The following is a 21,136-nucleotide window of genomic DNA, read 5'->3' on the forward strand; positions in this document are numbered from 1 at the left end:
TTAGCGCTGCTCTTCGAGCACGATCACGCTGTGCTCGACGCCTTTTCGCCGAGCGCCGCCTGAGCGGCGGCCAGCCGCGCGATCGGCACGCGGAACGGCGAACAGGACACATAGTCGAAGCCGATCTTGTCGAAGAAGGCGACGGAAACCGGATCGCCGCCATGCTCGCCGCAGACGCCGAGCGTAATCGTCGGGTTCGCGGCGCGGGCGCGTTTGCAGCCGATTTCTACAAGCTCGCCGACGCCTTCCTGATCGATCGTCACGAACGGGTCGGCCGGCAGCAGCCCCTTCTCGACATAGGCGTTGAGGAAGGAGCCCGAATCGTCGCGCGAAATGCCGAGCGTCGTTTGCGTCAGGTCGTTGGTGCCGAAGGAGAAGAAATCCGCCGACGGCGCGATGTCGCCGGCGCGCAGCGCCGCGCGCGGCAATTCGATCATGGTGCCGACGTGGTAATTCGGCCTGATCCCGGTCTCGCCCTCGACGAGCTTCGCCATTTCGGCGACGCGCGCCTTGACGAGATCGAGCTCCGCGCGTGTGAAAACGAGCGGCGCCATGATCTCGATGTCGACGGGTTCGCCCGTCGAAAGACTGGCTTCGATCGCCGCCTCAAAGATCGCGCGCGCCTGCATGTCGACGATCTCGGGGAAGATGACGGCGAGCCGCACGCCGCGAAAGCCGAGCATCGGATTGAACTCCGAAAGCTGCGCGGCGCGGCGGCGCAGCTTCACCGGATCGGCGCCCATCGCCCGCGCCACGGCGGCGATCTCGGCGTCCGAATGCGGCAGGAATTCGTGCAGCGGCGGATCGAGCAGGCGGATCGTGACCGGCAGGCCCGACATGATCTCGAACAGCTGCTTGAAGTCCTCGCGCTGCATCGGCAGCAGTTTCGCCAGCGCGAGGCGGCGCCCTTCGGCGTCGTCGGCGAGAATCATCTCGCGCACCGCGACGATGCGCTCGCCTTCGAAAAACATGTGCTCGGTGCGCGCGAGGCCGATGCCCTCGGCGCCGAAACGACGGGCGGCGCGCGCGTCTGACGGCGTTTCGGCGTTGGCGCGGATTTTCAGCCGTCGCTTCTGGTCCGCCCAGGACATCAGCACGGCGAATTCGCCGGTGAGCTCCGGCCGCTGCATCTTCACCTCGCCGGCGATGACCTGCCCGGCCGACCCGTCGATGGTGATGCGGTCGCCCTTGCCGAAACGCTTGCCGGCGACGGTAAAGCTCTGGTCCTCATAGTCGATGCGCAGCGCGCCGGCGCCGGTGACGCAGGGTTTGCCCATGCCGCGCGCCACGACGGCGGCGTGCGAGGTCATGCCGCCGCGCGCGGTGAGAATGCCTTCCGCCCCATGCATGCCGGTGATGTCTTCAGGACTCGTCTCGATGCGCACGAGGATGATCTTGCGTCCGTTCGAGGCGAGCTTCGCGGCTTCTTCCGGATCGAAGACGATTTCGCCGACAGCCGCGCCCGGCGAGGCGGGAAGACCCGTGGCGAGAATATTGCGCTTCGCCGCGGGATCGATCGTGGGATGCAGCAATTGTTCGAGCGACTGCGGCTCGACGCGCGTGATCGCCTCATCCTTGCCGATGAGGCCTTCGCGGGCCATGTCGACGGCGAGCTTGAGCGCCGCGCGCGCCGTGCGTTTGCCGGCGCGCGTCTGCAGCATCCATAATTTGCCGCGCTCGACCGTAAACTCCATGTCCTGCATGTCGCGGAAGTGGCGTTCGAGCTTGTCGGCGTAGCCCTTGAATTCGGCGAAGATCGCCGGCATCGCCGCTTCGAGCGAAATCTTCTCGAAGCCGGAGGCGTGGCTCGCGGACTGGGCGATCGGTTGCGGCGTGCGAATGCCGGCGACGACGTCTTCGCCCTGCGCATTGATCAGATATTCGCCATAGAGCTCGCGCACGCCGGTCGAAGGGTTGCGCGTGAAGGCGACGCCGGTCGCCGATTGCGCGCCCATATTGCCAAACACCATCGCCTGAATATTGACTGCGGTCCCCCAGCTTTCGGGGATGTTGTGCAGGCCGCGATAGACGATGGCGCGATTATTCATCCAGGATGAAAACACCGCCTTGATCGCGCCCCACAATTGCTCGCGGGGATCCTGTGGGAAGCTCTTGCCTGCGGCCTGTTCGACGATCGCCTTGTATTGCGCGGCGACCTTGCGCCAATCGTCGGCCGTCAGCTGCGTATCGAGCGCGAAACCCTTGCTCTCCTTGATTTGCTCCAGCGCCTCCTCGAACCGGTGATGTTCGACGCCGAGCACGACGCTAGAATACATTTCGATGAAGCGTCGGTAGCAGTCCCAGGCGAAGCGTTCGTCGCCGGAGTTGCGCGCGATCGCTTCCACGGTCTCGTCGTTGAGACCGAGATTGAGCACCGTGTCCATCATCCCGGGCATTGAGGCGCGGCCGCCCGAACGCACCGAGACGAGCAGCGGCTGCTGCGGGTCTTCGAAGGCGTGCCCGGCGACGCGGCCGATGTCGGCAAGCGCGGCGTCGACCTGCCCGGCGAGATCGGCGGGAAAGGTCTTGCCGTTGGCGTAAAAATAGGCGCAGACCTCGGTGGTGATGGTGAAGCCGGGCGGCACCGGCAGTCCGAGCGCCGCCATTTCGGCGAGATTGGCTCCCTTGCCGCCCAAAAGCTCTTTCATCGACGCCGATCCTTCGGACCGACCGGCGCTGAAACTATACACCCACTTGGTCATACCTATTTCGTCCGGCGAGAGAGGCGGGCGCGGGACGCGCCGCGCCTGGGCGGTCTTGGCGCTTCCGGCCGCGCCTGGGCGGCCGCCGACGCCCCGCCTGCGCGGATCATCAAGCGCGCCGGAAGTTACGCTCAAATGACGCGCGTCCACAAGTTGGCGCATGACTCCTTGAGCGCTATTTTGGCCAGCGAGTGAAGAAATCCAGCCGAGGTCGCGCGGTGATGAAAAGCGAACAGGATGACGCGCCGCGTCCCGCGGCTTTCGAGATCGGCCAGCCGCTCGATCTTCTGTCCGTCGCCGAACTCGACGAGCGCATCGAAAGACTACGGCAGGAGATCGCCCGGCTCGAGGCCAAGCGCGCGGCCAAACAAGCGGCGAGCGCGGCGGCGGAAGCGTTCTTCAGGAAATAGCCTCTTGCCGGCGCAGAGGCGATCGGGTGAAGGGCGTCCTCATCCTGAGGAGCGTGCGCCGCATGCGTCTCGAAGGACGAGGAAGCCCGTTTTCGCGCATTTTTACTCACCCGATTGCCCCGCTTGCCGAAGGGGCTCGGCTTGACAGCCGACGACGGCCCATGCCCTTTCTGCGCGCGAAAACGCCCGATCGTTCCCGAACCCCGTTCTTTTACACCTCCACCCCATGAGCCGAGCCTTGCATCGCTACCGTTCGCATAATTGTGGCGCGCCCAATGAGGCGCTCGTCGGCCAGAAAATCCGCCTCTCCGGCTGGTGCCATCGCATCCGCGATCATGGCGGCGTGCTGTTCATCGACTTGCGCGATCACTACGGGCTGACGCAATGCGTCGTCGATCCCGATTCGCCCGCCTTCGCGCAGGCGGAGAAACTGCGCTCCGAATGGGTGGTGCGGCTCGACGGCGAGGTGCGCAAGCGCCCCGCCGGCACCGAAAATCCCGACATGCCGACAGGACAGGTCGAGGTTTACGTCAACGAGATCGAGGTGTTGGGCGCCGCCGCCGAATTGCCGGTGCCGGTCTTCGGCGACCAGCCCTATCCCGAGGACACTCGGCTCAAATATCGCTTCATCGACCTGCGTCGCGAAAAGCTGCACCAGAACATCATGCTGCGCGGCCGGATCATCGACTCGATCCGCATGCGCATGAAGCAGGCCGGCTTCTTCGAATTCCAGACGCCGATCCTGACCGCCTCCTCACCCGAGGGCGCGCGCGACTTTCTCGTGCCCTCGCGCCTGCATCCGGGGAAATTCTACGCGCTGCCGCAGGCGCCCCAGCAGTTCAAGCAGCTCATCATGGTCGCCGGCTTCGATCGCTATTTCCAGATCGCGCCCTGCTTTCGCGACGAGGACGCGCGCGCCGACCGCTCGCCGGGAGAGTTCTACCAGCTCGACGTCGAGATGAGCTTTGTGACGCAGGAAGACGTGTTCGGCGCGATCGAGCCGGTGCTGCGCGGACTCTTCGAGGAGTTCGCGAACGGGAAAGCCGTTACGCAGAAATTTCCGCGCATTTCCTTCCGCGAGTCGATGCTCAAATACGGCACCGACAAGCCGGATCTGCGCAACCCGCTGCTCATCGCCGACGTGTCGGAGGAATTCGCCCGCGAGGACGTGAGCTTCAAGGCGTTCAAAGGCAAGACCGTGCGCGCCATACCCGCGCCGGGCGCCGCCGCGCAGCCGCGCAGCTTCTTCGACAAATTGAACGACTGGGCGCGCAGCGAAGGCGCGCCGGGCCTCGGTTATGTGATCTTTGAGGAAGAAGGCGGCGCGCTCGCCGGCAAGGGCCCGATCGCCAAATTCATTCCCGCGGAGGCGCAGGCCGCGATCGCCGCCAAGGCGGGCGTGAAGGCGGGCGACGCGGTGTTCTTCTCCGCCGGCGAAGAGACCGCCGCCGCAAGGCTCGCCGGCATGGCGCGGCTGCGCATCGGCGACGAACTCGGCGTATCGAAGAAAGACGTCTTCGAATTCTGCTGGATCGTCGACTTCCCGATGTACGAGTGGAACGAGGACGAGAAGAAGGTCGACTTCTCGCACAATCCCTTCTCGATGCCGCAAGGGGGCATGGAGGCGCTGGAAAGTCAGGACCCGCTCACCATCCTCGCCTACCAATATGACATCGTCTGCAACGGCGTCGAATTATCGTCCGGCGCGATCCGGAACCATCGGCCCGACGTCATGAAGAAGGCGTTCGAGATCGCCGGCTATGGCGAAGATGTGCTGATCGAGAAATTCGGCGGCATGTATCGCGCCTTCCAATATGGCGCGCCGCCGCATGGCGGCATTGCGCCGGGCGTCGATCGCATCGTGATGCTGCTCGCGGAAGAGGAAAATCTGCGCGAAGTGACGCTGTTCCCGATGAATCAGCGCGCCGAGGATTTGCTGATGGGCGCGCCGTCGGAAGTGACGATGAAGCATCTACGCGAACTGCATATCAGGCTGAATCTGCCGGAGACCAAGGCGTAGCGACAGTCGCCAAGGCGCGCGTTGCGGAGTTGAAGACTTGTACAGCGCGCGGCAAAAAGAAATTCTCGCGGCGATCGCGCAAGGACTGAACCTCCCTCAACATGCGTCGCCTGTTCACGTCGATCAGACGCCTGGCTATGTCGACTCGCCCATCGAGGTCCATGACTTCGCCGTCGCGCTGATGGGCGCGATCGGCGCAACAATCGCCTCGATCGGCGAAAGTCGCGGCCTCGGCGCGCAGCAGGTGCGAATCGACCGGCGGCACGCCGGCCTGCTGTTCAACGAGATCGCTTATTTCTTTCAAAGCGGCTGGCAATTCGACATCAGCGCCGTCCATACGGCGGTGAATAATTTCTACCGCACCCGCGACGGGCGACACATTTTCTTCAACGGCGCCTACCAGCATCTGCGCGACGGCATATTGCGCTATCTCGACTGTCCGAACGCGCGTGAAGCCATCGCCAAAAGCGTTGCGCGCTTTGACGCGCAGACGCTCGAGGACGAACTTTCGGCGCTCGGCCTCTGCGCGGCGATCCTGCGAAGCCCCGAGGAGTGGCGCGCGCATCCGCAGGGTCGCGCGATCGGCGATACGCCGCCGATCGAGCTTATACGGCAGGGCGACGCGGCGCCCGTTCCTTTCACGCCTGCCGCCGCGCGGCCGCTCGAGCGGCTCCGTGTTCTCGATTTCACGCATGTCGTCGCCGGGCCGACGATCGGCAAACTGCTGGCGGAGCATGGCGCCGACGTCATTCACTGTCGTAACCCCTATCTCGACCATATTCTCGGCTTCGACATCGACACGTCCTTCGGCAAGAAGACCGCCTATATCGACCTGCACGCCGACGCCGATCGCGCCCGCGCGCTCGATCTCGTTCGCGACTGCGACGTTTTCGTGCAGGGATTTCGCTGGGGATCGCTGGCCGAGCGAGGATTCGGGCCGCAGGAGCTGTGGCGGATCAACCCGCGGCTGATCTACGTCGAGGTCAACGCCTACGGTTTTCAGGGTCCCTGGGCCGAGCGGCGCGGCTGGGAGCAGCTCGCTCAGGCGGCGACCGGCCTCGCCGCCATGCACAGCGCTGAACTTGGCGAGCCGGCGCTCATTCCCGCCTATTTCAATGATTACGGTTCAGGCTGCCTCGGCGCGCTCGGCGTTCTTTCCGCTCTACTGCGCCGCGCAGAGGCAGGCGGCCGCTGGATCGTCCGTGTGTCGCTTGCGGGGACGGCCATGCTCGGCCTGCGTTTCGCCGCCAACGCGCAAGCGCCAATTCCCATCAGCCAGGACGATCTCAATCACTATCTGGTCGATCAGGACTCCCCGCTCGGTCTGTTGACGCGGGTTGCGCCGGCGATTCAGCTGGAGAAAACCCCACCCTATGTGGATCGCGCCGGAAGCTTTCCGGGCTCCTCGACGCTCGACATCGGGTGGGGGCCTGATCCTTTCGCGCCACACGCGCCGCCGCACCGGCCAACCTCGATCTTCCGGCGCGGCGTCGCGCACATGCGCGGACGGCAAATCCTATGAACGCCCGAGAGGCGCGTTAATAGGTGTCGCGCCTGTTGTCGCGGGTGTTATCGCGCTTGTTGTACCGCCCGCTGCCATAATATTCGCGACGGCCATTGTTGTCTTCGAGCTCCTTGCTGGTCATCTTGAAATTGCGATCGAACTTGAGCTCGTAGCGCCTGCCGTCCTGACATTTCGCGTTCTCGACTTCGAATTTCCCGTCGTCAAATTCCATCTTGCCGCCGGAACACTGCGCGTCCTTCATCGCTGAACGGATGCTGGATTTCTCTTCGCGGGTGAGCCGACGGTCGGCCTGGGCCGGCGTCGCCGCCATGCCGACGAGCCCGAGAAGCGCGATGCAAGTCACCAGAGTACGCATGTTGGAACCCTTTCTCTTGCAGCCGGAACGAAGCCGCGGCTGCGCCATGCCGCCCAAAAGGCCGGCGATCTGCGGCCATATGAGGCGTCAGCCGCTATCGGAAAGGGGTCGGACTGAATGTTTCGGCCCTCCGCCTTGCCTCCCGTGGCGCGGTCCCCTATAAGCGCCGCGGCGCCTGCGTTTCCGACACCCCTGGAGGCGAAGCAGCGCCTTTTCTTTTGATTTAAAGGACACCGACATGGCCGAGACCAAAAAGCTCGCGGCCACGGTGCGCAGCGGGACAGGCAAGGGGGCCGCCCGCAGCGTTCGCCGTGAGGGCCGTATACCAGCAGTGCTCTATGGCGGCGGCGAAGCGCCGCAGCCGCTCTCGCTTGAGAAGAAGAGCCTCTCTCAGCTGATTTTCGCTGGGCACTTCCTTACGACGATCTTCGAGCTCGACATCGACGGCAAGAAAGAGCGCGCCATCCCGCGCGACTATCAGCTTGACGTCATCAAAGATACGCCGATGCACGTCGATTTCCTGCGCCTGAAGCCGGGTTCGCGGCTGCGCGTGCAAGTGCCGGTGCATTTCATCAACCAGGAAGCGGCGCCTGGCATCAAGCGCGGCGGCGCGCTCAACATCGTCTATCACACGGTGGAGATGTGGGTGCCGGCGGACAATATTCCGGAGGCCATCACCGCCGACCTGACGGGCATGGACTTCAACGATTCGCTGCATATTTCGGCGATTCCTCTGCCGGAGGGCTGCAAGCCCACGAACCCCGACAAGAACTTCACCGTCGCGAGCCTAACGCCGCCGGCGGGCGGCGGCGCCGAGGAGGCGCCGGCTGCGGCGGCTGCGCCTGCGGCCGCTCCCGCCAAGGAAGAAAAGAAGAAGTAAGCGCTGCGAAGCTTACCGTGATAATGGCCGGGTTCGCCCGGCCATTTTTATGTCAGAGGCTCACATGCTGCTCCTTGTCGGACTGGGCAATCCCGGACGCGCCTACGCCAAGAACCGGCACAATATCGGCTTTATGGCGCTCGAAGCGATCGCCAAGCGACACGGCTTTTCACCAGCGCGGGCGCGCTTCCAAGGCCTCGTCAGCGAAGGGGCGATCGGCGGCGAAAAGGTCATGCTGCTGCAGCCGCAGACCTATATGAACGAGAGCGGCCGTTCTGTCGGCGAAGCCGCGCGTTTTCACAAGATCGGCCTCGATGAGATCGTGGTTCTTCACGACGAACTCGATCTCGCGCCGGCCAAATGCCGGATCAAGACAGGCGGCGGCGTCGCAGGCCATAACGGGCTGCGCTCGATCACCGCGCATATCGGCAACGACTATAGGCGGCTGCGGCTCGGCATCGGCCACCCCGGCGATAAGGCGCTGGTCCACGCTTATGTGCTCAGCGATTTCGCCAAAAGCGAGGAGCCCTGGGTGGCTGCGCTCTGCGAGGCGATCGCCGAAAACGCCGGACTGCTCGTCAAGGGCGACGACGCCGGACTGCAGAACCGGCTGCACCTCGCCATGGACGCGAAGGGCTTTGGCGCGGTGAAGCGCGTCGGCGCGCAATAGGTTCAGGCGCCGCCCGCTTCGACATAAGCGCTGAAGACGCAGACGGTGGGGGACTTTCACAAAATCCCGCAAGCGCCTATATTCACTTTGCCGGCGCTTGCGTCGGCTATGGCGATAAACGGACACCGTAATAAACCATTCGGACCCGGGGGCGGTACCCGGCGCCTCCACCAAAGCCCGTCCGGGCGGCGGGTTTCGGCGGGGGCGAAATAGGATTGACGAGGGTGTAAAGGGTGATTTTTTGCTCGGCATGATACCGCCGTTATCGGGTCAAACTTATAGTTGCCAACGACAACTATGCTCCGGTGGCCGTCGCCGCGTAATGCGGCGCCCAAACTGGGAATTAAGCCCTAGGGGTTAGCACTTCTAGGCGGGGTCAGGAGGCGCCTGGCAACAGAAGCCTCCACTTCAATTTCTCGCGCCGCGCCGCCGTGATGCAAGCGCGGCAGGCATGGCGGTCGGAAGCGGTAGCCGGTCGACATACAGATGGCAGTCTGGCGCGACGCAATGGCTAAAGACATTATTCGCTACGATCTTCTCGTTCAGGACGCCATGCGCGGCGTCATGCGCAAAGTGCTGGGCGACGTCGCCGAGAATGGCTATCTGCCCGGCGACCATCACTTCACCATCAGCTTCCGCACCGACGCGCCGGGCGTTACGATGTCGCGCCGCCTCGCCGAGCAATGGCCGAGCGAGCTGACGATCATCCTGCAGCATCAATATTCGGATCTTGAAGTCGACGAAGAAGGTTTCGGCGTCACCCTATCGTTCCGCTCGGTCGCCGAGCATCTCTACGTGCCGTTCTCGGCCGTCACCGGCTTTTTCGATCCTGCCGTCGAATTCGGCCTGCGGTTTGAGAGCGCCGATGACGCGCTTGAGGACAGCGACGACGAGGACGCGCCTTCCGCCGGACCAAGCCTTGTCGTGAAAACGCCGGAGCCGGTGAAGGAGTTCAAGCCGGCCAAGGTCGATCCCGCCAAAGCGGAGCCGAACAAGACGCCGAGCGCCGACAGGCAAAGAAAACTTAAGCCTGTCGAAGCCAAGGAAGACGCCGACGAGAAGGTCGTCTCGATCGACGCCTTCCGCAAAAAGCCCTGATGGGCGAGGTCGTCAATCTTCGGCGCGCGCGCAAAGAGCGCGACCGCCGCGCCAAGGACGACGCCGCGCAAGCAAAGCGCGCAGCTTTCGGCCGCAGCAAATCCGAACGGGAATTGACCGCCGCGCAGGCGCAGCTGGAAAGCGCCAGGATCGAGGCGCATCGGCGCGAGCGGGAAGAAGCGGACGATCAGGCGTGAGCGAGGCCGAGGGGCCTCAGGACGCCAGTTCCCGCCGGGTCGTCAAGCATTCGGTCGTCATCGCCGGCCACCGCACCAGCGTCTCGCTTGAGGACGCCTTCTGGCGCGCGCTTAAGGACATCGCCGCGCAGGAGCGGGTGTCGCTCGCGGCGCTCATCGCCCGGGTGGATGCGGGGCGCGGAGAGGCGAATCTATCCTCGGCGCTGCGGGTGTTCGTGCTGGAGCGGGCGTTGGATGGGCGTGCAACGTCCCCAAGCCCCTCACCTCACCTCTCCCCGTGAACGGGAGAGGGGTCATAGAGACAGCGCTCCTTTTGCAAACCTTTGCGCGACGTCGGCCGCCTCTTCTCCCCGCTTGCGGGGAGAAGAGAGATGAGGGGCCGGGGGATTGGCGCGCCATAACCGGCGGAAACAGTGATTCGCCTTCCGTTCTCCTATATGATTGAAGAATCATGAAGAGCCCTCCGCCCGAGATCGACGATTACGCGCCGCAGACGGGCGGGCTTGCCGCGCGCGCGGCGGCGAGCGCGGGACGGCCGCGCTATCTCGACGCGCTCAACCCCGAGCAGCGCGCCGCCGTCGAAACGCTCGACGGCCCGGTGCTCGTGCTCGCCGGCGCCGGCACCGGCAAGACGCGCGCGCTGACGACGCGCATCGGCCACATCCTGGCGCTCGGCAAGGCGCGCGCCTATGAAATTCTCGCCGTCACCTTCACCAACAAGGCGGCGCGCGAGATGCGCCAGCGCGTCGAAGCGCTCGTCGGCGAAGGCGCGCAGGCCATGCAATGGCTCGGCACCTTTCACGCGATCAGCGCCAAGATCCTGCGCCGCCACGCCGAACTCGTCGGGCTGAAGCCCAACTTCACCATTCTCGATGTCGACGATCAGATCCGCCTCTTGAAGCAGGTGCTGCGCGCGGAGAACATCGACGATAAGCGCTGGCCGGCGCGCGCGCTCGCCATGCGCATCGACGGCTGGAAGAACCGCGGCTTGACGCCGGCGCAGGTGCCCGCCGGCGACGCCGAGAGCTTCGCCAACGGCAAAGGCGCGGCGCTTTACGCGCTCTATCAGGAGCGGCTCAAGGTCTTGAACGCCGTCGACTTCGGCGATCTCCTGATGGAGAGCCTGCGGCTCTTTCGCGACAATCCGGATGTGCTCGCCGACTATCAGCGCCGCTTCAAATATATTCTGGTCGATGAATATCAGGACACGAATATCGCGCAATATTTGTGGCTGCGGCTGATCTCGCAGAGGGCGCCGGGCAAACAAAATCTCTGCTGCGTCGGCGACGACGATCAGAGCGTCTATGGCTGGCGCGGCGCCGAGGTCGAGAACATCCTGCGTTTCGAGCAGGATTTTCCCGGCGCCAAGGTCATCCGCCTGGAGCGCAACTACCGCTCGACCGGACATATTCTCGCCGCCGCCTCGCATCTCATCTCGCATAATGAAGGCCGGCTCGGCAAAACGCTGTTCACCGATGGCGGCGAGGGCGAAAAGCCGACGCTCACCGGCGTCTGGGACAGCCAGGAAGAAGCGCGCAGCATCGGCGAGGACATCGAGCAGCTGAGCCGCAAGGACCATTCGCTCGAAGAGATCGCCATTCTCGTGCGCGCGTCGTTTCAGATGCGCGAATTCGAAGAGCGCTTCGTCGAAATCGGCCTGCCCTATCGCGTCATCGGCGGCCCGCGCTTTTACGAGCGGCTCGAAATTCGCGACGCGCTCGCCTATCTGCGCTGCGTCGCGCAGCCGGCCGACGATCTCGCCTTCGAGCGCATCATCAATACGCCCAAACGCGGCCTCGGCGACGCGACACTGCAGATGCTGCATGAATATGCGCGGCGCGAAGCCATTCCGCTGATGCAGGCGGCGCGCGTTCTTGTCGAAAGCGAGGAGCTGAAGCCGAAGCCCCGCGGCGCGCTGCGCGGCCTCATCGGCGATCTCGACCGCTGGCGCACGCTGATCGATTCAAAGCCGCAGCATGAGCTTGCTGAGCAGGTGCTTGATGAATCCGGCTACACGGAGATGTGGCGTTCGGACAAGACGCCAGAGGCCACCGGGCGGCTCGACAATTTGAAAGAGCTCGTCCGGGCGATGGAGGCCTTTCCCGACCTCGAGTCGTTCCTCGAACATGTGTCGCTCGTCATGGAGGCCGACAGCGCCGTCGATCAAGAGCGCGTCTCGATCATGACGCTGCATGGCGCCAAGGGCCTCGAGTTCGAAACCGTCTATCTTCCCGGCTGGGAGGAAGGGCTGTTTCCGAGCCAGCGCACGCTCGATGAACAGGGACGCGCCGGCCTCGAGGAAGAGCGCCGTCTCGCCTATGTCGGGCTGACGCGCGCCAAGCGCCGCGCCAAGATCTATTTCGCCAGCAACCGACGCATTCACGGGCTGTGGCAGGCGACCGTGCCCTCACGCTTCATCGACAATCTGCCGACGGACAATGTCGAGGTGGTCGAGGCGCCGAGCGGCTCGCAATATGGCTCCTATGGCGTCTCGCGTTTCGCCAATCTCGACGTCTACGGCTCCGACTATTCGACGCCGGGATGGAAGCGGGCCAAGGCGGGTGCAGATTCGACGCGCAGCGATTCCGCGCGCAGCGGCGCGGCGCGCGAGTCGCACGGCGCACGCGGCAAGCAGCCCGTGACGATCGAGGGCGAAGTGATCGCGCGCTCAAGCGGCGGTTCGCGCTTCGTAGTCGGCGCGCGGGTGTTTCACTTGAAGTTCGGGCCTGGCTCCGTGGCGGCGGTCGACGGCAACAAACTCACGGTCGATTTCGACAAGGCCGGCAGGAAGATGGTGCTGGAGAGTTTTGTTGAGGTGGGGTGAGCATACTACGCTTGCCGTAGAACGCGAAACGTAGTAACATTTAGCCATGATCAAGTCATGGGCGAATAGCGCTACACGGCGGTTCGCCGAGGACGGGAAGAACAAGTTCTCGGGCCTGGATGAAGAGCTGGCCCTAGATTTGTTGGCGGCGTTGGACGCAGCTGAGAAACTGAGTGACCTGAGCCCGCTAAAATCGGTCGGGCTGCATAAGTTGAGCGGTGACCGCGCCGGACAGTGGGCGATCAAAGCGAATGGCCCATGGCGAATATGTTTTAAATTCGAGGACGGACACGCCCATGACGTCGAAATCATCGACTACCACTGAGCCGCGCGGCGCCATTCGCGCCGTCCATCCTGGCCGAATTCTCAAACGCGAACTCGCGGCGCGCGACATGTCGGCGAATCGCCTCGCGCTCGCGCTGCGACTAAGCTCCGGCCGGATCGTCGACATATTGAACGGCAAACGCGGCGTCTCGCCCGAGACGGCGCTGCGACTAGGCCGCTATTTCGGCAATGGCGCGCGTTTCTGGCTCAACCTTCAGACCGCATATGAACTCGCGATCGCGGAAGCGGAAATCGGCGCGCGCGTCATTGCGGAAGTGCAGCCCGGCGCTGCTTAGCCTTTGCCCCATCCGAAAAAAGACCTTGGCCCTGGCTTGGTCTGGAAAATCTACAAGGCGGCGGGGCAGCCGAAGGACTGACGCGAATGACGCATTACGTCGCCATTGTCGATGAGGAAGAAGGGAAGGCTGTCGGCGTCTGGTTTCCCGACTTGCCCGGCTGCATCTCCGCCGGCGACTCATTGGATGAGGCGATGACGAACGCCGCCGAGGCGCTCGCTCTGTGGATCGATGTCGCGAAAGAACACGGCGACGCGGTTCCATCGCCACGGGCGTTGACCGAGTTGAAGCGCGATCCGAACATCGCGGAAGACATAGCGCGCTACATGGTCGCGCTCATTGAACATCATCCCTTGCGTCAAGCCGCTTGATCGGTCGACTGGACGGGATCGATCGCGCCTGGCCGCCATCGCCCGTCGCCACTGTTCCGGCTTCAACTCGGACTCTCAGCCGTCATGCCCGGCCTTGCGCCGGGCGTCCACGCCGGGACATCGCGAAACGCGTCGCGCGGAGGCATTCGGCTCATGTTCTCACGATTACATCGTATCGTCGCGTGGATGGCCGCGACAAGCGCGGCCATGACGCGGCGAGATGACGCCTCGCCAACCTGGATTCGGAGCCCGGAGCGGTTGTGGCGTCGCCGCCACAGTCCGGCTTTTTCGGATGGTGAGCGGGGCGCGTGGCCTCGCGCCGATTCACAAGCCTGACGGCGCGCGTTACTGTTCCGGCGAAGCAATGGAGGATTGCCGCGCGGCGGCGCTCCACCCATATCTTGACTGGAAAGGCGCCGCAGATCTCGCCGCGACGGGATTTTGCGCAAGGAACCGCTATGACCGCTGGCGAAAAAGCCAAGCGACTTCTCCGCGCCGCGCTTGCGGCCGCGACCCTGTCGGCGTTCGCCGCTCCCGCGGTCGCGGCGCAGTATCCGCCGCGCCGCGCCGAACTGTTCGACCCGCCGCCGCTGGTCGCGCTGTTTGACGTGGTGCGCGTCCCCACGCGCGCGGCCTTGGACAATCCGAACTTCGCCGTCACGGACGCCGCGCCCGCCGCAGTTTTGCTCGACGTCGAGCTGCGCGCCGAGCCTGTAAAATCGGACCCGCTCGACCTCGCCTGGAGCCTTCAGCCTGAGGAGAAGCGCGATCTCGCCGTGGCGCTCGAGGCCTGGGCGACGTCCGGCGGCGCGGCTCTCGGGCCAGAACGCCATTGGCTGCGCGCGGCGCTGGCCACCGCCTACGCCGCTCGGGATCTCGCGCCTTTATGGATCGAGAATGGAGAATGGCGCGCCTCGGCTCGGGCCGCGCTCGCGCGCCTCGCGCTCGCGGCCGACGACGGGCTGGATCTTCGCGCCTATGCGGCGCCCGACGCAGAGAAGGCGGCGCCCACGGCGGCGGACGAACTTGCTCTGTCGGAGGCCGTCGCCGCCTATGCGCTGCAGGCGCGCGGCGCCCGGATCGAGCCTGAGCGCATTTCGCGGCTCGTCGGGGCGAAAACGACCCTCCCCGATCCGGCGCTGGCCGTGGCGGAAGTCGCCGGCGCGGGCGTAAACGCCGGCGACGCGCTACAGGCCTATAATCCCACGCATTATGGCTATCAGCAGCTGCGCGAAAAACTCATCGAGCTGAGAACGCAGCGCGCCAGCGCGCCGGCCTCTGACGGACTTTACGCCGCAGCCTCGGGAACCGTCACCCAGAGCGACGTCCTGCCGCCCGCAAGCAAGTCCAAGCGGCGCCGCGCCGCCGGGCTCGCCAAAGCTTCAACCTCGCGAGTCGAAGCCGAAATCATCGCCAATATGGAGCGGTGGCGCTGGCTGCCGCGCGACCTCGGCGAAGAACGGGTCGAGGTGAATATTCCCGATTTCGAACTCGCCGTCGTGCGCAATGGCGAGGTGACGCATCGCACGCGCGTCATCGTTGGCAAAGAGGCGACTCCGACGCCGATCTTCTCCAACGCGCTGCAGTACCTCATCGTCAATCCGTATTGGAACGTGCCGCCGTCGATCCTGAACAAGGAGATGCTGCCGAAAGCGAATGGCGACGTCGCCGCCATCGCGGCGAGCGGCTTCAACGTGTCCTATCGCGGCGGCAAGCTCGTGGTGCGCCAGCCGCCCGGCGAACGCAACGCGCTTGGGCGCATCAAATTCATGTTCCCGAACGATTTCTCGGTCTATTTGCACGATACGCCGTCGCGCAACCTGTTCTCCGCATCACATCGCGCCTTCAGCCATGGCTGCATGCGCGTCGACGCGCCGTTCGCATTCGCCGAAGCCGTGCTCGGCCCCGGCAGCGGCTGGTCGGAGAGCCGCGTACGCCGACTGATCGGCGGCTCGGAGCGCTACATCAATCTCGCCAAGCCGCTGCCTATCCACATCGAATATTTCACCGCCTATGTCGATGAAGGCGGGCGGATCGTGCTGCGCCCTGATCTCTACGGCTATTCGGCGCGGGTGCGGAAGGCTTTGGGGCTAGGCGCCTGAACCTTTCACCGTCGCCGAAAACAGCGCGGCGCAGCCGACCGTTTCAACGCGGACCGCGCTGAAGCGCTTTTCGAGTTCGCGCGTCAGCGTCGCCAAATCGTCCTGCGTATTCGAGAATACGCCCTTGGAATTATAGAACGCCATCAATCTCTGCGCGGCGAAGCTGCGCGCGACGCCGCCCTGCAGCAGCGTCGAGCCGAAGACGACGGCGCCTGGCGACATCAACGGCGACAGACAATCGAAAGCGCGCGCCTTTGTCGCCATGTCGCCCGGCAGGCAATGCAGGAGATAATTGACGCCGAGCGAGTCGAATTTGGCGCCGTCAAAGTCGATCGTCTCCAGCACATTGCGCACATAGGTCTCCGGCTCGTAGCGGGCGATGCGCCGCGCCGAGAACTGCAGCGCATCGCGGTTTAAATCCATCAGCGCGATGCGCGGCGTCGGAGTGGGAAACCTGCAGCGATCGATAAAATAGCCGGTGCCGACGCCGACATCGAGATGATTGCCGCTTATGTGTTGATCGTAATGGGCGAGCAGCCGCGGCGTCGGACATTTCCAGATCCAGCGATTGGACAGGCCGAGCACCAGCACATCGTAGATCGCGAGCATCTTCGGCGTGTAGACCGCCTGTCCGGCGTGAATTTGCTCGGTGGTGATCGGCATCGCTCTCGCTCCGGAACTATCGGCGGCTTCGGGGGTGACAAGCGGCCCGCCTGCGTGGAAGAAGCTTATCTCATGTTCATAAGACGCCGCTAAGCTTCCAATGGCCCCTCCGCCCCTCCTCGCCCTCCAGGGCGTCATGCTCACGCTCGGCGGGAAGCCGCTGCTGGAAGGCGCCGATTTCGCCGTCGCGACAGGCGCCCGGCTGTGCGTCGTCGGCCGCAACGGCTCGGGCAAATCAACGCTGCTCAAGATCGCGGCCGGCGAAATTGAGCCGGATGCCGGCGTGCGTTTCCTGCAGCCCGGCGCATCGCTGCGCTATCTGCCGCAGGAGCCGGATTTTTCGGGCTTCGCCACGGCGCTTGCCTATGTCGAAGCTGGCCTCGGGCCGCTCGACGATCCTCACGTCGCCAGAACCCTTCTCAACGATCTGGGGCTCGAGGGGGACGAAAACCCCGCGCGCCTCTCGGGCGGCGAAGCGCGGCGGGCGGCGCTCGCCCGCGTTCTCGCGCCTGAGCCCGACATTTTGCTGCTCGACGAGCCGACGAACCACCTCGATCTGCCAACGATCCTGTGGCTCGAAGAAAGGCTCGCGACGTTGCGGTCGGCGCTCGTGCTCATCAGCCACGACCGCCGCTTTCTTCAGGATCTGACCCGGGAAACGCTTTGGATCGACCGCGGCCGCACGCGCCATCTGGCGCGTGGCTTCAAGGAATTCGAGGCCTGGCGCGATCGCGAATTGGAGGAAGAGGAAAAGCAGCAGCACAAGTTGGAGCGCAAGATCGTCGCCGAAGAACATTGGCTGCGCCACGGCGTTTCGGGGCGGCGCAAGCGCAACATGAAGCGACTCGGGGGGCTGCATCATCTGCGCGCGGAGCGCCGCGATCGCGTCATGCCGACCGGCGACGTGAAACTCGAAGCCAGCGAAGCGCAGCTTTCCGGCAAGCTTGTCATCGAGGCGATCAAGATCGGCAAGACCTATGGCGAACGCGTTATCGTCGAGAATTTCACGACGCGCATTCTGCGGGGCGACCGAATCGGAATCATCGGCGCGAACGGCGCCGGCAAGACGACGCTCGTCAACATGCTGACCGGCGCGCTCGCGCCCGACAGCGGCAAGGTGAGATTAGGCGCCAATCTCGAAATGGCGACTCTCGAGCAAAGCCGCGCGAGTCTCGATCCGGGAACCACTTTGCAGGACGCGCTGACCGGCGGCGGCTCCGACACGATCGAGATCAATGGCGAGCGCCGTCACGTCATCGGCTATATGAAGGATTTCCTGTTCAAGCCAGAACAGGCGCGCACGCCCATCGGCAGGCTTTCGGGCGGCGAACGCGGACGCTTGCTGCTTGCGCGGGCGCTGGCGAAGCCGTCGAACCTCCTCGCGCTCGACGAACCCACGAACGACCTCGATCTCGAAACGCTCGATCTCTTAGAGGAAATGCTCGCCGATTATCCCGGCACGCTGATCGTCGTCAGCCATGATCGCGATTTTCTCGACCGCGTCGCGACCAGCGTTTTGATGAGCGATGGCGACGGCCGCTGGATTGAATACGCCGGCGGCTATAGCGACATGGTCGCTCAGCGCGGCAAGGGCGTTGAGACGCGGGGCGTGATCGCCTCGGCGCGAGAGACGAAAGAAAAGCCCGCGCCGCGCGAGAAGGCGGCGGGCAAACAGAAGCTGTCCTTCAAGGACCAGCATGCGCTCGCGACCCTGCCCGGCAAGATCGACGCGTTGCGGGAGCAATGCGCGAAATTGCAGAGACTGCTTGACGACCCGGAGCTCTATGCGCGCGATCCGGGTAAATTCGCCAAGGCGAGCGAAGCATTCGCCGTGCTTCAAGCCGACATCGCCAAGGCAGAAGATGAGTGGCTCGCGCTCGAAATCAAGCGCGAGGAAGAGCGGTCAAACTAGAAGAATTCCGCTCTACAGAAGTCGGCACAATGGAAGTCTTCCATGCGAAGTTTTGCCGCTCGTTATTGATGATCGAAAACAGCATAGCTAGATGTCGGGCTCTCTTCCAAGAGAAGCGCCGTTGCACAGAAATTTGCATTGGCGCGTCAACTAATAATAGTTCCAGGGAGAAAGCTTCGTGACACGCGCATATCTCACCTTCGGCCGCCGTTTCGGCGCGACGGCTTTGGCTCTTGCGATCCTCGTCGGATGGTCGCGCCCTTCGATGGCGGGCGAAACCGTCGAGATCAAAATGCTCAACAAGGGTGCGGATCGTTACATGGTGTTCGAGCCGGAGGTCGTGCGGATCAAACCGGGCGACACGATTAAATTCGTCGCGGCCGACAAGGGGCACAACGCCGTCACCATAAAGGAGTTGCTCCCCTCGGGCGCGGAGCCATTCCGCGGCAAGATCAATGAGGAATTGGCGATCACGCTGTCCACGCCCGGCGTCTATGGCTTCCGTTGCGATCCGCACTACACGCTGGGAATGGTCGGCGTTGTCATCGTCGGAGAGCCGACCAATCTCGACGCCGCCAAGCAGGCGAAGCTGCCCGGCAAGGCGGGCGAGGTCATGACGAAACTTCTGGGGAGCCTCTGAGTCTTCGCGCCTAAATGCGGCGTTGGCGAACGTCCAATCAGCCGCAACGAGAGAGGCTTTCGCCGCGGCGAAAGCCTCTCTCCAGAACTGAGAAATGGCTGGAACGAGACATCAGGCGCGAAGAAATCGAAAGCCGACCCTGCCGATGCGGAGAATCAGCAAAGCCGCGATCAGCGGTCCCAGGGCGAGCGCGAGTAGCGCGTCAGAAAATTCGCCCGTCGCGCCTTTGACGAGACCGACGAGATACGGCCCGGCAAAACCCGAGATATTGCCGATCGAATTTATCACCGCGACGCCGACCACGGCGTCGCCCGTTCCGAGCGCCAGCGTCGTGAAGCTCCAGAAGGTCGGCAGCGCCGCGATCGCGCCCACGGCGGCGACAGAAAGCGCGATCATCGACAGCAACGGCGTCGGCGCATAGGCGGCGCAGGCCAGCCCGATTGCGCCGACGACGCCGGCGAGCGCCGTGTGGCCGACGGTCTCACGCCGCCGGTCGGAGCTGCGGCTCCAGGCCCACATCGCCAGCGCGGCGCAAATATAAGGAATTGACGCCAGCAAACTCGTGGCGATGACGCCGAATCCGAAAGCCTTGATGATTTGCGGGAGCCAGAAGCTCAAGCCGTAGAGCGCGATGACGATCCCGAAATAGGCGACGCCGAGAATCAGAATACGCACATCCTTGAGCGCGCGCCAATGGTCGCCATGATCGCGCCCGGCCTCGCGCTCGAGCACGGCGCGCAACGACGCCTTTTCGCCGGACGTGAGCCATTTCGCGGACTGAGGTCCGTCAGGCAGATAGAAAAAACAGAACACCCCGAGAATGATCGACGGCAACGCCTCCATCAGGAACAGCCAGCGCCAGCCGCTGATCCCGCCGACGCCGTTCAGCGAGGCGAGGATGAATCCCGAGATCGGCGATCCGATCGCGCTGGCAAGAGGAACCGCAATCAGGAAGCTGGCGAGAACGCGCGCGCGCTGGGCGGCGGGAATCCAATAGGTGAGATAGAGAATGACGCCCGGCGCGAAACCGGCTTCCATCACGCCGAGCAGCAGACGCAATACAACGAAGCTCGCCTCGCTCCAGATGAAGGCGGTGAGCGCGGAAACAAGGCCCCAACTCACCATGATGCGCGCAATCCAAAGGCGCGCGCCGACGCGATGCATGATGTAATTGCTCGGCGCTTCGAACAGGCAATAGCCGATAAAGAAAACCCCGGCGGCCCAGCCGAAGAATTCCGGCGTGAAGCCAAGTTCGGCATTCATTGTCAGGGCGGCGAAGCCAATGTTCACGCGGTCGAGATAGGCGACGATAAAAGCCGTGACGAGAAACGGAATCAGTCGCCGCGCCACTTTCGCGACGACGCGGTCGGCGTCGACGGTTTCATGCGGCGCGCCGAGCTTGGGGGGCGCTGCGACGGCCGCATCCGACATAAGTTAAGCCCGCTCAAAGCGCATGAGATGGTGCCAGCGATGCGGAACGCCGCCCGGCAAGCGCTTGAGACCTGCCGCGCGCGCCTGCTGCTCCAGAAGCGATAATGGCTCCGGATAGTCGCTTGTCGAGACATGATCGAAAATCGCGTCCTTCTCAGCTCGCGATAGGCCGGTCCAGTCCTTCTCGATCCAGGCGAAATAATGCCTCAGATAGTCATCGCGCGTTTCGTCTTCCTCGCGCATCGTGTCAACCAGCAACAGCAATCCGCCCGGCGCGAGCGCGCGCGATGCGCGGCGGAAGAATTCCGCTTTGTCCTCGGTCGACAAGTGATGCAGAACGAAACTGCTGTGGAGGACATCATAGGAGACGCCATCGGAAAGAGCCGACAGCATGTCGCTGTGCGAGAGCTGCACGGGGCATGGCAGAGATTTCAGATTTTCGGCTGCGAGCGCGAGCGCGGTGTCCGAAAGATCGATCCCCTTGTAGCTTGCCGGCGGGATGCGGCGCAGAATCGGCGCAAAGACATGCGCATCGCCACAACCGAGATCGAGCAGAGAAAAGGCGCGCCCCTCGAAGCGCTCGCGCAAGGCGCGCTCGACCTCTTCGCCGAGCGCCGCATGGAACATGAAATCTTTGACGACGACTTTTTCATAGGTGTCCCAGAGATCGAAAATCTCGCCTGAGTATGCGCTCTTTACATCGGCGTTCATAAGCC

The 21,136-nt window shown here is 63.9% G+C and carries 20 protein-coding genes and 1 other RNA gene; 16 read left to right on the top strand and 5 right to left on the bottom strand.

The features are described 5' to 3' along the window. Positions 1-23: 23 nt before the first annotated feature. Positions 24-2,702: a pyruvate, phosphate dikinase gene (gene ppdK, locus EHO51_RS12050; protein WP_124740140.1), complete on the bottom strand. Its 2,679-nt coding sequence runs from the start codon at positions 2,700-2,702 to the stop codon at positions 24-26. A gap of 221 nt (positions 2,703-2,923) precedes the next feature. On the opposite strand from ppdK, the gene EHO51_RS12055 reads away from it, so the two are divergent. The 3 genes from EHO51_RS12055 (at position 2,924) to EHO51_RS12065 (ending at position 6,654) form a co-directional block, all read left to right on the top strand. Continuing rightward, positions 2,924-3,112, top strand: coding sequence for a DUF1192 domain-containing protein (locus EHO51_RS12055; protein WP_124739102.1), 189 nt, complete (start codon positions 2,924-2,926; stop codon positions 3,110-3,112). A gap of 238 nt (positions 3,113-3,350) precedes the next feature. Next, on the top strand, positions 3,351-5,132 hold the full coding sequence (gene aspS, locus EHO51_RS12060; protein ID WP_124739103.1) for an aspartate--tRNA ligase: 1,782 nt from the start codon (positions 3,351-3,353) through the stop codon (positions 5,130-5,132). A 37-nt stretch (positions 5,133-5,169) separates the two neighbouring features. Next, complete coding sequence (locus EHO51_RS12065) at positions 5,170-6,654, top strand: CoA transferase (RefSeq protein ID WP_124739104.1); 1,485 nt, start codon at positions 5,170-5,172, stop codon at positions 6,652-6,654. Between the two features lie 16 nt (positions 6,655-6,670). On the opposite strand, the gene EHO51_RS12070 is transcribed toward EHO51_RS12065, so the two are convergent. Further along, a complete protein-coding gene (locus EHO51_RS12070) occupies positions 6,671-7,060 on the bottom strand; it encodes a PepSY domain-containing protein (protein ID WP_245434575.1) in 390 nt (129 codons plus the stop codon). 190 nt (positions 7,061-7,250) lie between these two features. Between EHO51_RS12070 and EHO51_RS12075 the strand changes: the two genes are divergently transcribed. The 11 genes from EHO51_RS12075 (at position 7,251) to EHO51_RS12125 (ending at position 15,774) form a co-directional block, all read left to right on the top strand. After that, on the top strand, positions 7,251-7,892 hold the full coding sequence (locus EHO51_RS12075) for a 50S ribosomal protein L25/general stress protein Ctc (RefSeq protein ID WP_124739105.1): 642 nt from the start codon (positions 7,251-7,253) through the stop codon (positions 7,890-7,892). Between the two features lie 64 nt (positions 7,893-7,956). Continuing rightward, the gene (gene pth / locus EHO51_RS12080) at positions 7,957-8,562 is read left to right on the top strand and encodes an aminoacyl-tRNA hydrolase (RefSeq protein WP_124739106.1); all 606 of its coding nucleotides are present in this window, start codon (positions 7,957-7,959) and stop codon (positions 8,560-8,562) included. Positions 8,563-8,612: 50 nt separating this feature from the next. After that, positions 8,613-8,970: a transfer-messenger RNA gene (gene ssrA, locus EHO51_RS12085) on the top strand. 99 nt (positions 8,971-9,069) lie between these two features. Beyond that, a complete protein-coding gene (locus tag EHO51_RS12090; RefSeq protein ID WP_124739107.1) occupies positions 9,070-9,660 on the top strand; it encodes an SspB family protein in 591 nt (196 codons plus the stop codon). Continuing rightward, entirely contained in the window at positions 9,660-9,857 is a 198-nt protein-coding gene (locus EHO51_RS12095; protein WP_124739108.1) for a DUF4169 family protein, read from the top strand. The genes EHO51_RS12090 and EHO51_RS12095 overlap by 1 nt, the downstream gene beginning before the upstream one ends. Beyond that, entirely contained in the window at positions 9,854-10,138 is a 285-nt protein-coding gene (locus EHO51_RS12100; protein ID WP_124739109.1) for a ribbon-helix-helix domain-containing protein, read from the top strand. The genes EHO51_RS12095 and EHO51_RS12100 overlap by 4 nt, the downstream gene beginning before the upstream one ends. A 170-nt stretch (positions 10,139-10,308) precedes the next feature. After that, a complete protein-coding gene (locus EHO51_RS12105) occupies positions 10,309-12,681 on the top strand; it encodes an ATP-dependent helicase (RefSeq protein ID WP_124739110.1) in 2,373 nt (790 codons plus the stop codon). Positions 12,682-12,727: 46 nt separating this feature from the next. Further along, entirely contained in the window at positions 12,728-13,006 is a 279-nt protein-coding gene (locus tag EHO51_RS12110) for a type II toxin-antitoxin system RelE/ParE family toxin (protein WP_124739111.1), read from the top strand. Next, positions 12,978-13,301, top strand: a complete 324-nt coding sequence (locus EHO51_RS12115; RefSeq protein ID WP_124739112.1) for a HigA family addiction module antitoxin — start codon at positions 12,978-12,980, stop codon at positions 13,299-13,301. The genes EHO51_RS12110 and EHO51_RS12115 overlap by 29 nt, the downstream gene beginning before the upstream one ends. A gap of 86 nt (positions 13,302-13,387) precedes the next feature. Continuing rightward, positions 13,388-13,672 carry a type II toxin-antitoxin system HicB family antitoxin gene (locus EHO51_RS12120; protein WP_124739113.1) on the top strand — a complete coding sequence of 95 codons (285 nt, stop codon included), beginning with the start codon at positions 13,388-13,390 and terminating at the stop codon, positions 13,670-13,672. Between the two features lie 458 nt (positions 13,673-14,130). Next, positions 14,131-15,774, top strand: a complete 1,644-nt coding sequence (locus tag EHO51_RS12125; protein WP_124739114.1) for a L,D-transpeptidase family protein — start codon at positions 14,131-14,133, stop codon at positions 15,772-15,774. On the opposite strand, the gene EHO51_RS12130 is transcribed toward EHO51_RS12125, so the two are convergent. Further along, positions 15,763-16,437 carry a class I SAM-dependent methyltransferase gene (locus EHO51_RS12130; RefSeq protein ID WP_124739115.1) on the bottom strand — a complete coding sequence of 225 codons (675 nt, stop codon included), beginning with the start codon at positions 16,435-16,437 and terminating at the stop codon, positions 15,763-15,765. The genes EHO51_RS12125 and EHO51_RS12130 overlap by 12 nt on opposite strands. Positions 16,438-16,537: 100 nt before the next feature. On the opposite strand from EHO51_RS12130, the gene EHO51_RS12135 reads away from it, so the two are divergent. Beyond that, positions 16,538-18,349 (top strand): ABC-F family ATP-binding cassette domain-containing protein, encoded by a 1,812-nt coding sequence (locus tag EHO51_RS12135; protein ID WP_124739116.1) that lies wholly within the window; start codon positions 16,538-16,540, stop codon positions 18,347-18,349. A gap of 178 nt (positions 18,350-18,527) precedes the next feature. Next, positions 18,528-18,989 (top strand): pseudoazurin, encoded by a 462-nt coding sequence (locus EHO51_RS12140; RefSeq protein WP_124739117.1) that lies wholly within the window; start codon positions 18,528-18,530, stop codon positions 18,987-18,989. 111 nt (positions 18,990-19,100) lie between these two features. On the opposite strand, the gene EHO51_RS12145 is transcribed toward EHO51_RS12140, so the two are convergent. Next, positions 19,101-20,420: an MFS transporter gene (locus tag EHO51_RS12145; RefSeq protein ID WP_124739118.1), complete on the bottom strand. Its 1,320-nt coding sequence runs from the start codon at positions 20,418-20,420 to the stop codon at positions 19,101-19,103. 3 nt (positions 20,421-20,423) lie between these two features. Next, positions 20,424-21,131, bottom strand: a complete 708-nt coding sequence (locus EHO51_RS12150) for a class I SAM-dependent methyltransferase (RefSeq protein ID WP_124739119.1) — start codon at positions 21,129-21,131, stop codon at positions 20,424-20,426. Positions 21,132-21,136 lie beyond the last annotated feature (5 nt).

Origin of the sequence: Methylocystis rosea (genome assembly GCF_003855495.1) — a bacterium.
Classification (GTDB): domain Bacteria; phylum Pseudomonadota; class Alphaproteobacteria; order Rhizobiales; family Beijerinckiaceae; genus Methylocystis; species Methylocystis rosea_A.

Coding starts and splice junctions, on each gene's coding strand:
- EHO51_RS12075 (WP_124739105.1), top strand. CDS start 7,251: ATGGCCGAGACCAAAAAGCTCGCGGCCACGGTGCGCAGCGGGACAGGC.
- EHO51_RS12110 (WP_124739111.1), top strand. CDS start 12,728: ATGATCAAGTCATGGGCGAATAGCGCTACACGGCGGTTCGCCGAGGAC.
- EHO51_RS12105 (WP_124739110.1), top strand. CDS start 10,309: ATGAAGAGCCCTCCGCCCGAGATCGACGATTACGCGCCGCAGACGGGC.
- EHO51_RS12095 (WP_124739108.1), top strand. CDS start 9,660: ATGGGCGAGGTCGTCAATCTTCGGCGCGCGCGCAAAGAGCGCGACCGC.
- EHO51_RS12150 (WP_124739119.1), bottom strand. CDS start 21,131: ATGAACGCCGATGTAAAGAGCGCATACTCAGGCGAGATTTTCGATCTC.
- ppdK (WP_124740140.1), bottom strand. CDS start 2,702: ATGACCAAGTGGGTGTATAGTTTCAGCGCCGGTCGGTCCGAAGGATCG.
- EHO51_RS12145 (WP_124739118.1), bottom strand. CDS start 20,420: ATGTCGGATGCGGCCGTCGCAGCGCCCCCCAAGCTCGGCGCGCCGCAT.
- pth (WP_124739106.1), top strand. CDS start 7,957: ATGCTGCTCCTTGTCGGACTGGGCAATCCCGGACGCGCCTACGCCAAG.
- EHO51_RS12130 (WP_124739115.1), bottom strand. CDS start 16,437: ATGCCGATCACCACCGAGCAAATTCACGCCGGACAGGCGGTCTACACG.
- EHO51_RS12090 (WP_124739107.1), top strand. CDS start 9,070: ATGGCTAAAGACATTATTCGCTACGATCTTCTCGTTCAGGACGCCATG.
- EHO51_RS12135 (WP_124739116.1), top strand. CDS start 16,538: ATGGCCCCTCCGCCCCTCCTCGCCCTCCAGGGCGTCATGCTCACGCTC.
- EHO51_RS12055 (WP_124739102.1), top strand. CDS start 2,924: ATGAAAAGCGAACAGGATGACGCGCCGCGTCCCGCGGCTTTCGAGATC.
- EHO51_RS12120 (WP_124739113.1), top strand. CDS start 13,388: ATGACGCATTACGTCGCCATTGTCGATGAGGAAGAAGGGAAGGCTGTC.
- EHO51_RS12070 (WP_245434575.1), bottom strand. CDS start 7,060: ATGGCGCAGCCGCGGCTTCGTTCCGGCTGCAAGAGAAAGGGTTCCAAC.
- EHO51_RS12115 (WP_124739112.1), top strand. CDS start 12,978: ATGACGTCGAAATCATCGACTACCACTGAGCCGCGCGGCGCCATTCGC.
- EHO51_RS12125 (WP_124739114.1), top strand. CDS start 14,131: ATGACCGCTGGCGAAAAAGCCAAGCGACTTCTCCGCGCCGCGCTTGCG.